The following is a 12,151-nucleotide window of genomic DNA, read 5'->3' on the forward strand; positions in this document are numbered from 1 at the left end:
ACGCTCCGCACTTCGTGTCGTCGCTGCCCCCCGAGGGGGCTGATCCGGCTTGGGGCGGCTCGGCGCCGGATCGCCCATGAAGCGCTTTGCCGCCCTGTTCGCCGAGCTCGACGCCAGCACCGCCACCAACGACAAGGTGGCCGCGCTGGTGCGCTACCTGCGCGAGGCGCCGGCCGAAGACGCGGCCTGGGCCGTGTACTTCCTGGCCGGCGGCAAGCCGCGCCAGCTGATCCGCACCGCGCAGCTCAAGGCCGTGGCGCTGCAGGCCTCGGGCCTGCCCGAATGGCTGTTCGAGGCCAGCTACCAGGCGGTGGGCGACCTCGCCGAAACCATTTCGCTGGTGCTGCCCGCGCCCAGCGCGCCCGCGCCCGACCTGGGCCTGGACGGCTGGATGCAGCAGCGCCTGCTGCCGCTGCGCGGCGCCGACGAGGCCCGCGTGGCCGAGGCGCTCACGGCCTGGTGGCGCGAGCTCGACGCCATGGGCCGCTTCCTGCTGGTCAAGCTGGTCGGTGGCGGTTTCCGCGTGGGCGTGAGCAAGCTGCTGGTGCAGCGCGCCATCGCCGAGCACGCGGGGCTGGACGCCAAGCTCGTGGCGGCCCGCATGATGGGCTACACCGACAGCAAGCGCGCGCCCACGGCCGCCGCCTGGCAGGCCCTGGTGGCGCCGGCCGACGCCGACCGGGCCGAAGCGCGCGAGCCCAGCGAGCCCCACCCCTTCTTCCTCGCGCACCCGCTCGCGGGCGACCCGGCGCTCGCGCTGGGCGAGGCGCGCGACTGGCTCGCCGAATGGAAGTTCGACGGCATCCGCGGCCAGATCGTCAAGCGCGCAGGCCGGGTCTGGGTCTGGTCGCGCGGCGAAGAGCTCATGACCGAGCGTTTCCCCGAGCTCGTGCGGCTGGCCGCGGCCTGGCCCGACGGCACGGTGGTCGATGGCGAGATCCTGGCCTGGGACGCGCAGGGCGAGCCGCTCGCGGGCGCTGACCATGCGGGCCGGCCCGCACCCTTCGCGCTGCTGCAGCAGCGCATCGGCCGCAAGACCCTGGGCCCCAAGGTGCTCGCGGCCGCGCCCGTGGGTTTCATCGCCTACGACCTGCTCGAAGACCAGGGCCGCGACCTGCGCGCGCTGCCCCAGCACACGCGCCGCGCCGCGCTCGAGGCCTTCGCGGCCGGGCGCGTGCCGCCGCTGCCGCTGTCGCCGCTGGTTCAGGCCGGTGACTGGGCCACGCTCGCCGCGCAGCGCGCGCGATCGCGCGAACTCGGCGTCGAGGGCCTGATGCTCAAGCACCGCGAGAGCGCCTACGGCACGGGCCGCGTCAAACGCGCGGGCGAGGGCGAGCGGCTGGCCTGGTGGAAGTGGAAGATCGACCCGCTCACCATCGACGGCGTGCTGATCTACGCCCAGGCCGGCCACGGCCGCCGCGCCTCGGTCTACACCGACTACACCTTCGCGGTCTGGAACCGCCCGCCGCGCGACGCGGCCGAAGCGCAGGCCGTGGTGCAGGCCATCGCCGAGCGCCGCCCGGCCGACCCCGAGGGCCTGCAGCTGGTGGCCTTTACCAAGGCCTACTCGGGCCTCACCGACGCCGAATTCCGCGCGGTCGACGCGGTGATCCGCCAGACCACGCTCGAAAAATTCGGCCCGGTGCGCAGTGTGCGGCCCACCCTGGTGTTCGAGCTGGCCTTCGAAGGCATCGCGCGCAGCCCGCGCCACAAGAGCGGTGTGGCGCTGCGCTTCCCGCGCATGCTGCGCCTGCGCGAAGACAAGCCGCTGCACGAGGCCAACACCCTGGCCGACCTCGAGGCCCTGCTCGCGCCGGGCCCGAATGCCCCCTGAAACCCCGGGCCTGAAGGGGTGGGTGATAGCATCGCCCATGCTCATGAAGACCGACCCCGACCAGTCCCCCGGCCCGGCGCCCCGCGGCGATGACGAGGGCGTGCCCGTCTCCGTGAAGATCCGCGAGCGGCTCAAGGCCGCGCGCCACCGCTTCCACTCCAACGACAACATCGCCGAGTTCATCCAGCCTGGCGAGCTCGAGCAGCTGCTCGACGAGGTCACCCTCAAGATGCAGGGCGTGCTCGAGTCGATGGTGATCGACACCGAGAGCGACCACAACACCGGCGACACCGCGCGCCGCGTGGCCAAGATGTACCTCAAGGAGGTCTTCGCGGGCCGCTACATCAAGGGGCCCTCGGTCACCGAATTCCCCAACGCCGAGCACCTCAACGAGCTCATGATCGTGGGCCCGATCACGGTGCGCAGCGCCTGCAGCCACCACTTCTGCCCGGTGATCGGCCGGCTGTGGATCGGCGTGATGCCCAACGAGCACACCAACGTCATCGGCCTGTCCAAGTACGCGCGCATGGCCGAATGGATCATGAACCGCCCGCAGATCCAGGAAGAGGCCGTGATCCAGCTCGCCGACCTGATCCAGGAGAAAACCCAGCCCGACGGCCTGGCCCTGGTGATGGAGGCCAGCCACTACTGCATGGCCTGGCGCGGCGTGAAGGACATGGACAGCAAGATGATCAACTCGGTCATGCGCGGCGTGTTCCTGAAAGACGCCAACCTGCGCCGCGAATTCCTGGCCCTCGTTCCCCGCTGAACCCCGCCGAACCCCGGGACACCACCATGCTCGTCCGCCTGCTCTACGTCAGCCGTGCCACCGACAAGGATGCGCGGGCCATCGAAAGCATCCTCGACCAATCCCGCCACCACAACGTGTCCAACGGCATCACCGGCGTGCTGTGTTACGGCGGGGGCATCTTCCTGCAGGCCATCGAGGGCGGTCGCGCCGCGGTGAACACGCTCTACAACCACATCGTGGCCGACAAGCGCCACACCGACGTGGTGCTGCTGCACTACCAGGAAATCACCGAGCGCCGCTTCGGCGGCTGGACCATGGGCCAGGTGAACCTGGCCAAGCTCAACACCTCCATCGTGCTCAAGTACTCCGAGCGCCCCGAGTTCGATCCCTACGCGGTGTCGGGCGCGGTGTCGCTCGCACTGCTCGAAGAGCTGATGGCCACCGCGAGCATCATCGGCCGAGCCTGAACCTGGGCCGGTCCCGGGCGCATGCCGGTCGACGCCTTCCTGCTGATCCTGCTGGCTGGCCTGATCCACGCCGGCTGGAACATCGCCGCCAAGCACGCGGGCGGCGATGCGCGCTTCGCCTTCTTTTCCTCGGTGCTGGTGGCCCTGGTGTGGCTGCCCGTGGGCCTGTGGTTCGCGCGCGGCGTGGTGGGGCAGTGGGGCGCGATCGAATGGGCCATGGTGGTGGCCAGCGGCGTGATCCACGTCTTCTACTTCGTCACCCTGCTGCGGGGCTACCGGCGCGCCGACCTCACCGTGGTCTACCCGCTGGCGCGTGGCAGCGGGCCGCTGATCACGGCGCTGGTCGCGGTGCTGTTCCTCGGCGAATCGCTGAGCGGCCTGGGCGCGCTGGGCCTGCTGGCCGTCGTCGGGGGCGTGTTCCTGATCGCGGGCGGCCCGGGCCTGTGGCGCGCCGCGCACGACCCGGCGGCGCGCGACCGTGTGCACAAGGGCATCGCCTACGGCGCGCTCACCGGGGTCTTCATCGCGGGCTATTCGGTGGTCGACGGTTATGCCGTGAAGGTGCTGCTGATGTCGCCCATCCTGGTCGACTACATGGGCAACCTCGTGCGCGTGGTGCTGTTCCTGCCCGTGGTGCTGCGCGACCGCCCTGAGGCGCTGCGGCTGTGGCGCCTGCAATGGAAACACGCGCTGCTGGTGGCGGTGTTCAGCCCCATCGCCTACGTGCTGGTGCTGTTCGCCATGCAGCGCGCGCCGCTGTCGCACGTGGCGCCCGCGCGCGAGGTCTCAATGCTGTTCGCCGCCCTCATCGGCGGCCACCTGCTGCGCGAGGGCGACCGCGCGCTGCGCCTGGTGGGTGCGGTCTGCATCGCGCTGGGCGTGGTGGCGCTCGGCCTGGCCTGATCCGACCATGCCGTGGCAACTCCTGGGCTGTGATTTCACGAGCGCGCCCACGCGCCGCAAGCCCGTGGTGCTCGCTGTGGGCCGCAGCGACCGCGGCCGCGTGGTGCTCGATGGCATCGAGCGCTTCGACTCGCTGGACGCGTGGTCGGCGCGCCTGAGCGCCCCCGGCCCCTGGGTCGGCGGCTTCGACCTGCCCTTCGGCCTGCCGCGCGAACTGGTCGAAACCCTGGGCTGGCCCACCGACTGGGCCGCCTGCATGGCGCACTACGCGGGCCTGTCGCGCGAGGCCATCCGCGACACCTTCGCCGCGTTCTGCAACGCCCGGCCCGTGGGCGGCAAGTTCGCGCACCGCGCCACCGACACGCCCGCAGGCTCGAGCCCGAGCATGAAGTGGGTGAACCCGCCCGTGGCCTTCATGCTGCACGCGGGTGTGCCGCGCCTGCTGCATGCGGGTGTGAGCCTGCCCGGCCTGCACGCGGGCGACCCGGCGCGCGTGGCGCTCGAGGCCTACCCCGGCCTGCTCGCGCGCAGCGTGCTCGGCGCCGCCAGCTACAAGAGCGACGACAAGGCCAAACAGACGCCCGAGCGCCTGATCGCGCGCCGCACGCTGATCAACGCGCTGGAGAACGGCCAGGCGCCGCTGCTGCAGGCCGCGGGCCTGCGCCTCAAGCTCAGCCACGCCCAGGCCGACGCGCTGGCCGCCGACGCCAGCGGCGACAGCCTGGACGCGGTGCTGTGCCTGCTGCAGGCCGCCTGGGCCTGCCACCAGCACCAGGCGGGCCACCCGCGCTGGGGCCTGCCCGAGGCCGACCCGCTCGAAGGCTGGATCGTCAGCGCCTGATTCCTACAATGCCGCCATGCCCCAGCAAGCCCCCACCCCGCCAGAACTGCCCCGCCTGCCGCGCGAGCTGCGCTTCGCCTTCGTCGAGGCCTCGTGGCACGCCGACATCGTGCAGCGCTCGCGCGACGCGTTCTTCGCCGAGATGGCACGCGCGGGTTTCGGGCCCGAGGCCATCGACGTGTTCGACGTCGCGGGCGCGTTCGAGATCCCGCTGCACGCACAGCGCCTCGCTCAGTCGGGCCGCTATGCCGCCGTGGTGGGCAGCGCGCTGGTGGTCGACGGCGGCGTGTACCGCCACGACTTCGTCGCCGCGAGCGTGGTGCAGGCCCTCATGCAGGTGCAACTGCAGACCGGCGTGCCTGTGATCTGCGCGGTGCAGGCGCCGCACCACTTCCACGAACACGTGGAGCACCGCAAGTTCCTGCAGCAGCACTTCGGCACCAAGGGTGCCGAGGCCGCACAGGCCGTGCTCTTCACGGTGGCGGGTCTGCGCGCCATCGACGCCCAGGGCTGAGGCCTGCCATGCGCCGCGCCGCGCTGCTCACGGTCTCGCACCTCGCGGTGCTGGGCCTGGGTTTCTCCGCGGGCATCTACACCCTGCCGCTGCTGATCGCCCCACCCGCACCCGACGGGCAGGCCGTGGCCGCGGCCGCGCAGGGGGCCACGCACACCGGCCAATTCCGGCGCGACCTGAAAGACAGCGACGCGTTGCACTGGGGCGAGGGCACGGTGAGCGTGAGCGCGACGCGCGTGGTGCTGCAGGGGCGGCTGGCGCCCGGCCCCGACTACAAGCTCTACCTCTCGCCCGCCTTCGTCGAGACCGAGGCCGAGTTCGAGCGCCTGAAGCCGCAGATGCAGCGCGTGGGCGACGTGAAGACCTTCGACAACTTCATCGTCGAGCTGCCGGCCGGTGTCGATCCCGCGCGCTTCAACACGGTGATCGTGTGGTGCGAAAGCTTCGGCCAGTTCATCACGGCGGCGCGCTACCGCTGAGCGGGCTGGTGCATCATCGGCTCCACCAGCAACCAGGAGGCTTTACATGAATTTCGCCAAAGTGGTCGGTGTCGTGCTCATCGTGGCCGGGGTCATCGGCCTGGTGATGGGCAGCTTCAGCTACACGAAGAACACCGAGGCCGTGAAGCTCGGCCCGGTGGAACTGTCGGTCAAGCAGAAGGAAACCGTGAACGTGCCGGTGTGGGCCGGCATCGGCGCCATCGCCGTGGGCGTGGTGCTGCTGGTGATGGGTGGCCGCAAGGGCTGAGCGGCCGCGCGTGCGCGCCAGCGCCTGGGTCCTGGCCGCCCTGCTCGCCGGGTGCGCGCCGCTGGCGGCCCGGGCCGACGGGCCCGAGCGCTACGACGCGCGCGTGGTGCGCGTGTTCGACGGCGACACGCTCTGGGTGCAACCCGCCGATGGCGGGCGCTGGCGCAAGCTGCGGCTCGACGACATCGATGCGCCCGAGATCTGCCAGGCCGGCGGGCTGGCGGCGCGCGACGCCCTGGCCGAGCGGGTGCTGGGCCGCACGGTGCAGGTGGAGCAGCGCGCGCACGACGCCTACGGCCGCGCCATCGTGCGCCTGCAGCTGCAGGGCGAAGACCTGAACCGCTGGCTGGTGCGCACCGGCCATGCGTGGGCCCACCAGTGGCGCGGCAGCGGTCCCTACCTGAGCGAAGAAGCGGCGGCGCGCCGCGCCGCGCGCGGCCTGTTCGGGCACGCCGACCCCGAGCCGCCGCGCGATTTCCGCCGCCGACACGGCGCCTGCGAAAACCCACCCAACGGGCTGTCAGTGCCCCGTTGACCCGCAGACCGGGCAGCCGGGCTGGCGCGGCAGCGCGATCTCGTTGAAGGCCAGGTCGCGGCCTTCGATCATGAGCAGCCGGCCCACGAGGCGCGAGCCCATGCCGCTGAGCAGCTTGAGCGCCTCGGCCGCCTGCAGCGTGCCCACGATGCCCACCAGCGGCGCGAACACGCCCATGGTGGCGCAGCGCACCTCTTCGACGCCGCTGTCTTCCGGGAACACGCAGGCGTAGCAGGGCGCCTCGGGCTGGGCCGCGTCGTACACGCCGAGCTGGCCATCGAACCGGATCGCCGCGCCCGAGACCAGGGGCTTGCGGTGCTTCACGCAGGCGCGGTTGATCGCGTGGCGCGTGGTGAAGTTGTCGCTGCAGTCGATCACCACGTCGGCCGTGGGCACAAGCGCGTCGAGCAGGGCGGCATCGGCGCGCTGCACCAGCGGCGTCACCTGCACGTCGGGGTTGATGGCGGCAATCGCCTCGCGCACCGATTCGGCCTTGGGCCGTCCCACACCCGCGAGCTTGTGCGCGATCTGGCGCTGCAGGTTGGTTTCGTCGACCGTGTCGTGGTCGACCACGGTCAGGCGGCCCACACCCGCGCTGCCCAGGTACAGCGCCACCGGCGAGCCGAGGCCGCCCGCACCGATCACGAGCGCGTGTGAGGCCAGGAGCCTGTCCTGGCCTTCCACGCCGAGTTCGTCGAGCAGGATGTGGCGCGAGTAGCGCAGCAGCTGGGCGTCGTTCACGCGTTTTCGCGCCGGTGGAATGGCGGGCAGGGCCGGGGCCCCGCGGCCATCAGTTTTCTTTCTTCTCTTCGGGGCGCACGGTCTGCGACTTGCTCACCAGCACCGGACGGCCCTTGAGCTGGTTGAGCGCCTGCTGCACCTGGAAGTCCTTGTCGCTGCCGAATTCCGGCACCAGGCGCTGGCCCGGGTTCTTCTTGGCTTCTTCCTCGAGCTTCTTGCGCGCTGCCTCGCGCGCCTCGTCGCGCTTTTGCTCGGCCTCGCGCTGGGCGTCGGTCATGGGGCCGTGCGGCGAGGCGCCCAGGCTGTTGTTGAGGTCGGCTTCGCGGGTGCGCAGCGCGGCGAACAGGTTGCCGTCGGGCGTTTCATCGACCATCACGTCGGGCACGATGCCCTTGCCCTGGATCGACACGCCCGAGGGGGTGTAGTAGCGGGCGGTGGTGAGCTTGAGGCCGGTGTCGGGGCCGAGCGGGCGCACCGTCTGCACCGAGCCCTTGCCGAAGGTCTGGCTGCCCATGATGGTGGCGCGCTTGTGGTCCTGCAGCGCGCCGGCCACGATCTCGCTGGCCGAGGCCGAGCCTTCGTTGACCAGCACCACCAGCGGGATGCGCTTGTAGATGCCGCCCGTGGCCTCGGTGAGGCGGCGCACCGGGTCGTTGCCACCGCGGCGCAGGTAGTGCTGGGGCGCGGCCTTGTAGACGAACTTGCTCTCTTCGAGCTGGCCGTTGGTGGACACCACGGTCACGTTCTCGGGCAGGAACACGGCCGACAGCGCCACCGCGGCGTCGAGCAGGCCGCCGGGGTCGTTGCGCAGGTCGAGCACCAGGCCCTTGAGCTTGGGATCGGCCTTGTAGATGTCTTCGAGCTTGCGCGCGAAGTCGTCGGTGGTGCGCTCCTGGAACTGCGACACCCGCACCCAGGCGTAACCGGGTTCGAGGGTGCGCGACTTGACGCTCACGGTCTTGATCTCTTCGCGCGTGATGGTCACGCTGAAGCTGCGGTCTTCGTCCTTGCGCAGCACCGTGAGCAGCACCTTGGTGCGCGGCTCGCCGCGCATGAGCTTGACGGCCTCGTTGATGCTCAGTCCCTTGACGGTGGTGTCGTCGATCTTGGTGATCAGGTCGCCGCTCTTGAGGCCGGCGCGGAAGGCGGGCGAGTCTTCGATCGGCGAGACCACCTTGACCAGGCCGTCTTCCATGGTGATCTCGATGCCCACGCCCACGAAGCGGCCGCTCGTGCCTTCGCGGAATTCCTTGAACGACTTCTTGTCGAAGTACTGCGAGTGCGGATCGAGGCTGGCCACCATGCCAGAGATGGCCTCGGAGATCAGCTTCTTCTCGTCGACCGGCTCGACGTAGTCGGTCTTGACCATGCCGAACACGGCCGACAGCTGTTGCAGTTCTTCAAGCGGCAGCGGCGCCAGCGTGTTGCGCGCCACGGCCTGCAGTTGCACGGTGGTGAGAGCGCCGGCCACCGCGCCGATGGCCACCCAGCCAACGATCTTGAGCCTGGAAGCGACCTGGTTCGTCATGGAAAACACCTTTGCGAGAACGCGCGCGGGTCCACAAACCCACGCTGGGCCAATATACACCTTGGAGGATGGCCCACTGCAGGGGTTCCCCATCCCGGAGGCCGCGTTTTCCCGATGGGCGTGACGTCCGTCCGGTCTGGCCGGACGCCGCCGATCAGGCCTTGCCCTGGGCGGCCACGGCCGCCGCGGCCCGGGCCGCGGCTTCGGCATCGCCCAGGTAGTAGCGGCGGATCGGCTTGAGGTCGGCGTCGAGCTCGTACACCAGCGGGATGCCGTTGGGGATGTTCAGGCCCACGATGTCGGCGTCGGAGATGCCGTCGAGGTACTTCACGAGCGCGCGGATGCTGTTGCCGTGCGCGGCCACCACCACGCGCTTGCCCGACTGGATCGCGGGCGCGAGCGCCTCGGTCCAGAAGGGGATCACGCGGGCCACGGTGTCCTTGAGGCATTCGGTCAGCGGGATGTCCTCGGGCTTGAGGCGGGCGTAGCGGCGGTCGTTGCGCTCGCTGCGCGGATCGCTCGGCTCCAGGGCCGGCGGCGGCGTGTCATAGCTGCGGCGCCAGACCAGCACCTGCTCGTCGCCGTACTGGGCGGCCATGTCGGCCTTGTTCAGGCCCTGCAGGGCGCCGTAGTGGCGCTCGTTCAGGCGCCAGCTCTTCACCACCGGCAGCCAGGTGCGGTCCATGGCGTCGAGCACGTGCCAGAGCGTGTGGATGGCGCGCTTGAGCACGCTGGTGTAGGCGACGTCGAAGTCGTAGCCCTCAGCCTTGAGCAACTGGCCCGCCGACAGGGCCTGGCTCACGCCCGTGGGCGTGAGGTCCACGTCGGTCCAGCCGGTGAAGCGGTTTTCGAGGTTCCAGGTGGATTCGCCGTGGCGGATCAGGACGAGCTTGTACATGGCGCGCAGGATTCGGGGTTGATGGGGCAGGGCGGCAAACCGCGCATTCTAAAATCCCGGGCTTTGCTGATTCGCCAAGGTGCACACGTGAGCTTCTTCATCGACAACTGGACCCTGATCGCCGTGGCCATCGCCTCGGGCGGCATGCTGCTGTGGCCCGCCGTCAAGGCCGGGGGCCGCGCGGGCACCCTCAACGCCAACGACGCGGTGATGCTCATGAACCGCGAGAAGGCGGTCGTGATCGACGTCTCCGATGCCGAGACCTTCGCCGCCGGCCACATCGTCGGTGCGAAGCACATCGGGCTCGACGAGCTCGAGGCCAAGCTGCCCACCGCGGTGAAGAACAAGAACAGCACGCTGATCTTCGTCTGCCCGAACGGCGCGCGTGCCAACAAGGGCGTGGCCGTGGCCAAGAAGCTCGGCTACGAGAAGGCCCATTCCCTGACCGGCGGCATGGGTGCCTGGCGCACCGCCAACCTGCCGGTCGAAAAAGCCTGAACATCGCGGCTCCGGTTTTTCTCCAGACGCCCGCATGTCCCGCAAAGTCACCATCTACTCCAGCGACTACTGCCCGTACTGCCACCGCGCCAAGGCCCTGCTGCAGGCCCGCGGCGTGAGCGACTACGAAGAGATCGTGGTCGACGGCCAGCCCGAACTGCGCTCGCGCATGACCCAGCTCACCGGGCGCACCAGCGTGCCGCAGATCTTCATCGGCGACACCCACGTGGGCGGCTGCGACGACCTGCACGCGCTCGACGCGCGCGGCGGTCTCGTGCCGCTGCTGGCCGCAGCCTGACACCGGCCCGCCACCCGCGGCTGACATAATCCGCCGCTGTGCCCGCTGAGGGAACGACCCCAGCGGGCTTTTTCATTCCCGACACCCGAGACGCACCATGGCCGACACCGACACCCCCGTCTTCCAGATCCAGCGCATCTACCTCAAGGAGGCTTCGCTGGAGCAGCCCAATTCGCCGGCCATCCTGCTCGAGCAGGAGCAGCCCACGGTCGACATCCAGCTCGGGGTGGACGCCCAGCCCGTGGCCGAGGGCGTGTACGAGGTGCGCGTGACCGCCACCGTGACCACCAAGATCAAGGACAAGACGGTGTTCCTGGTCGAGTGCAAGCAGGCCGGCATCTTCGAGATCCGCAACCTGCCCGAAGACCAGATGGCGCCGATCATGGGCATCGCCTGCCCGCAGATCGTCTACCCCTACCTGCGCGGCAACGTGGCCGACCTGATCCAGCGCGGCGGCTTCCCGCCCGTGCACCTGGCCGAGATCAACTTCCAGGCCATGTACGAGCAGCAGCAGGCCGGCCAGGACACGGCCGAAGCCCCGCGCATCATCACCTGAGCGTTCGCGCATGACGCTTGCGCCAACGCCGCACACCGTGGTGCTGGGCGCCGGCGCCTGGGGCACGGCCCTGGCCATCGGCGCCGCGCGCCACGGCGCGGCCCGCGTGACGCTGTGGGCGCGCGACGCCGCCCAGGCCGCGACCCTGGCGGCGCGGCGCGAGAACCCGCGCTACCTGCCCGGCCAGGCGCTGCCCGACACCTTGCAGGTCACCAGCGGCGACGCCCTGGCCCTGGCCGCCAGCGCCGACCTGGTGGTGATCGGCACGCCCATGGCCGCCCTGCGCGAATGGCTCACGGCCCTGCGCGGTTTGCAGGCGCCCGTGGCCTGGCTGTGCAAAGGCTTCGAGCGCGCCCCCGCCGACGACCAGCCCGGTCTGCTCGGCCATGAAATCGCCGCCCGGGTCGCCCCCGCGCTGCGCACCGGCGTGCTCAGCGGCCCGAGCTTCGCGCTCGAGGTCGCGCGCGGCCAGCCCACGGCACTGGTTGCCGCGAGCGCGCACGCTGCCGTGCGCGACGCCCTGGTGGCCGCCTTCCACGGTCCCACGCTGCGCGTGTACGCCAACGACGACGTGGCCGGCGTGGAGGTGGGCGGCGCGGTGAAGAACGTGCTGGCCATCGCCACGGGTTTGTGCGACGGCCTCGACCTCGGCCTGAACGCGCGCGCCGCACTGATCACGCGCGGCCTGGCCGAGATCACGCGCCTGGGCCTGGCGCTGGGCGCGCGGCCCGACACCTTCATGGGCCTGTCGGGCCTGGGCGACCTGGTGCTCACGGCCACCGGCGATCTGTCGCGCAACCGGCAGGTGGGCCTGCTGCTCGCGCGCGGGCAGACGCTGGAGCAGGCCGTGGCCTCGCTGGGCCACGTGGCCGAAGGCGTCTACAGCGCGCGCACCGTGGCGCAGCGCGCGCGCCAGCTCGGCGTGGACATGCCGATCACCGAGGCCGTGGTGGCCCTGCTCGAAGGCCGGCTGCGGCCCGCGCAGGCCGTGGCCATGCTCATGGGGCGCGACCCCAAGAGCGAAGGCGCCTGAGGCGCGC

General features: G+C 70.8%; 16 protein-coding genes. 13 read left to right on the plus strand and 3 right to left on the minus strand.

The annotated features are described in order from the left end of the window. Positions 1-76 precede the first annotated feature (76 nt). Genes G9Q37_RS21245 through G9Q37_RS21285 form a run of 9 tightly spaced genes read left to right on the plus strand, consistent with a single transcriptional unit; the run spans position 77 to position 6,592 of the window. Entirely contained in the window at positions 77-1,834 is a 1,758-nt protein-coding gene (locus G9Q37_RS21245) for an ATP-dependent DNA ligase (RefSeq protein WP_166230565.1), read from the plus strand. A 37-nt stretch (positions 1,835-1,871) separates the two neighbouring features. Further along, positions 1,872-2,603, plus strand: coding sequence for a GTP cyclohydrolase I (folE, locus tag G9Q37_RS21250; protein WP_166230567.1), 732 nt, complete (start codon positions 1,872-1,874; stop codon positions 2,601-2,603). 26 nt (positions 2,604-2,629) lie between these two features. After that, positions 2,630-3,052: a BLUF domain-containing protein gene (locus G9Q37_RS21255; RefSeq protein ID WP_166230569.1), complete on the plus strand. Its 423-nt coding sequence runs from the start codon at positions 2,630-2,632 to the stop codon at positions 3,050-3,052. A 21-nt stretch (positions 3,053-3,073) separates the two neighbouring features. Beyond that, positions 3,074-3,955, plus strand: a complete 882-nt coding sequence (locus tag G9Q37_RS21260) for an EamA family transporter (protein WP_166230571.1) — start codon at positions 3,074-3,076, stop codon at positions 3,953-3,955. A gap of 7 nt (positions 3,956-3,962) precedes the next feature. Beyond that, on the plus strand, positions 3,963-4,796 hold the full coding sequence (locus G9Q37_RS21265; protein WP_166230573.1) for a DUF429 domain-containing protein: 834 nt from the start codon (positions 3,963-3,965) through the stop codon (positions 4,794-4,796). Between the two features lie 16 nt (positions 4,797-4,812). After that, the gene (locus tag G9Q37_RS21270) at positions 4,813-5,310 is read left to right on the plus strand and encodes a 6,7-dimethyl-8-ribityllumazine synthase (RefSeq protein ID WP_166230575.1); all 498 of its coding nucleotides are present in this window, start codon (positions 4,813-4,815) and stop codon (positions 5,308-5,310) included. An 8-nt stretch (positions 5,311-5,318) separates the two neighbouring features. Beyond that, positions 5,319-5,789 (plus strand): DM13 domain-containing protein, encoded by a 471-nt coding sequence (locus G9Q37_RS21275; protein ID WP_166230577.1) that lies wholly within the window; start codon positions 5,319-5,321, stop codon positions 5,787-5,789. Positions 5,790-5,835: 46 nt separating this feature from the next. Then, positions 5,836-6,057 (plus strand): hypothetical protein, encoded by a 222-nt coding sequence (locus G9Q37_RS21280; RefSeq protein WP_166230579.1) that lies wholly within the window; start codon positions 5,836-5,838, stop codon positions 6,055-6,057. Between the two features lie 10 nt (positions 6,058-6,067). Beyond that, positions 6,068-6,592 carry a thermonuclease family protein gene (locus G9Q37_RS21285; protein ID WP_166230581.1) on the plus strand — a complete coding sequence of 175 codons (525 nt, stop codon included), beginning with the start codon at positions 6,068-6,070 and terminating at the stop codon, positions 6,590-6,592. Here G9Q37_RS21285 and G9Q37_RS21290 read toward each other — a convergent pair. The 3 genes from G9Q37_RS21290 to gpmA form a co-directional block, all read right to left on the minus strand. Then, positions 6,578-7,333 (minus strand): HesA/MoeB/ThiF family protein, encoded by a 756-nt coding sequence (locus G9Q37_RS21290; RefSeq protein ID WP_166230583.1) that lies wholly within the window; start codon positions 7,331-7,333, stop codon positions 6,578-6,580. The genes G9Q37_RS21285 and G9Q37_RS21290 overlap by 15 nt on opposite strands. A gap of 49 nt (positions 7,334-7,382) precedes the next feature. Further along, complete coding sequence (locus G9Q37_RS21295; protein ID WP_166230585.1) at positions 7,383-8,861, minus strand: S41 family peptidase; 1,479 nt, start codon at positions 8,859-8,861, stop codon at positions 7,383-7,385. A gap of 154 nt (positions 8,862-9,015) precedes the next feature. Further along, positions 9,016-9,759 carry a 2,3-diphosphoglycerate-dependent phosphoglycerate mutase gene (gene gpmA, locus G9Q37_RS21300; protein WP_166230587.1) on the minus strand — a complete coding sequence of 248 codons (744 nt, stop codon included), beginning with the start codon at positions 9,757-9,759 and terminating at the stop codon, positions 9,016-9,018. An 87-nt stretch (positions 9,760-9,846) separates the two neighbouring features. Here gpmA and G9Q37_RS21305 point away from each other — a divergent pair, with 87 nt between their 5' ends. The 4 genes from G9Q37_RS21305 to G9Q37_RS21320 all read left to right on the plus strand — a co-directional run bounded on the left by G9Q37_RS21305 (position 9,847) and on the right by G9Q37_RS21320 (position 12,144). Next, complete coding sequence (locus G9Q37_RS21305; protein WP_166230589.1) at positions 9,847-10,257, plus strand: rhodanese-like domain-containing protein; 411 nt, start codon at positions 9,847-9,849, stop codon at positions 10,255-10,257. Between the two features lie 34 nt (positions 10,258-10,291). Further along, positions 10,292-10,555, plus strand: a complete 264-nt coding sequence (gene grxC / locus G9Q37_RS21310; protein WP_166230591.1) for a glutaredoxin 3 — start codon at positions 10,292-10,294, stop codon at positions 10,553-10,555. Positions 10,556-10,652: 97 nt separating this feature from the next. Continuing rightward, the gene (secB, locus tag G9Q37_RS21315) at positions 10,653-11,111 is read left to right on the plus strand and encodes a protein-export chaperone SecB (RefSeq protein ID WP_166230593.1); all 459 of its coding nucleotides are present in this window, start codon (positions 10,653-10,655) and stop codon (positions 11,109-11,111) included. A gap of 10 nt (positions 11,112-11,121) precedes the next feature. Next, positions 11,122-12,144 carry an NAD(P)H-dependent glycerol-3-phosphate dehydrogenase gene (locus G9Q37_RS21320; protein ID WP_166230595.1) on the plus strand — a complete coding sequence of 341 codons (1,023 nt, stop codon included), beginning with the start codon at positions 11,122-11,124 and terminating at the stop codon, positions 12,142-12,144. Positions 12,145-12,151: the final 7 nt, after the last annotated feature.

This window comes from Hydrogenophaga crocea (assembly GCF_011388215.1).
GTDB classification, from domain to species: Bacteria; Pseudomonadota; Gammaproteobacteria; order Burkholderiales; family Burkholderiaceae_C; genus Hydrogenophaga; species Hydrogenophaga crocea.

Coding starts and splice junctions, on each gene's coding strand:
- G9Q37_RS21275 (WP_166230577.1), top strand. CDS start 5,319: ATGCGCCGCGCCGCGCTGCTCACGGTCTCGCACCTCGCGGTGCTGGGC.
- secB (WP_166230593.1), top strand. CDS start 10,653: ATGGCCGACACCGACACCCCCGTCTTCCAGATCCAGCGCATCTACCTC.
- G9Q37_RS21270 (WP_166230575.1), top strand. CDS start 4,813: ATGCCCCAGCAAGCCCCCACCCCGCCAGAACTGCCCCGCCTGCCGCGC.
- grxC (WP_166230591.1), top strand. CDS start 10,292: ATGTCCCGCAAAGTCACCATCTACTCCAGCGACTACTGCCCGTACTGC.
- G9Q37_RS21295 (WP_166230585.1), bottom strand. CDS start 8,861: ATGACGAACCAGGTCGCTTCCAGGCTCAAGATCGTTGGCTGGGTGGCC.
- G9Q37_RS21320 (WP_166230595.1), top strand. CDS start 11,122: ATGACGCTTGCGCCAACGCCGCACACCGTGGTGCTGGGCGCCGGCGCC.
- G9Q37_RS21265 (WP_166230573.1), top strand. CDS start 3,963: ATGCCGTGGCAACTCCTGGGCTGTGATTTCACGAGCGCGCCCACGCGC.
- G9Q37_RS21245 (WP_166230565.1), top strand. CDS start 77: ATGAAGCGCTTTGCCGCCCTGTTCGCCGAGCTCGACGCCAGCACCGCC.
- folE (WP_166230567.1), top strand. CDS start 1,872: ATGCTCATGAAGACCGACCCCGACCAGTCCCCCGGCCCGGCGCCCCGC.
- G9Q37_RS21255 (WP_166230569.1), top strand. CDS start 2,630: ATGCTCGTCCGCCTGCTCTACGTCAGCCGTGCCACCGACAAGGATGCG.
- G9Q37_RS21280 (WP_166230579.1), top strand. CDS start 5,836: ATGAATTTCGCCAAAGTGGTCGGTGTCGTGCTCATCGTGGCCGGGGTC.
- gpmA (WP_166230587.1), bottom strand. CDS start 9,759: ATGTACAAGCTCGTCCTGATCCGCCACGGCGAATCCACCTGGAACCTC.
- G9Q37_RS21260 (WP_166230571.1), top strand. CDS start 3,074: ATGCCGGTCGACGCCTTCCTGCTGATCCTGCTGGCTGGCCTGATCCAC.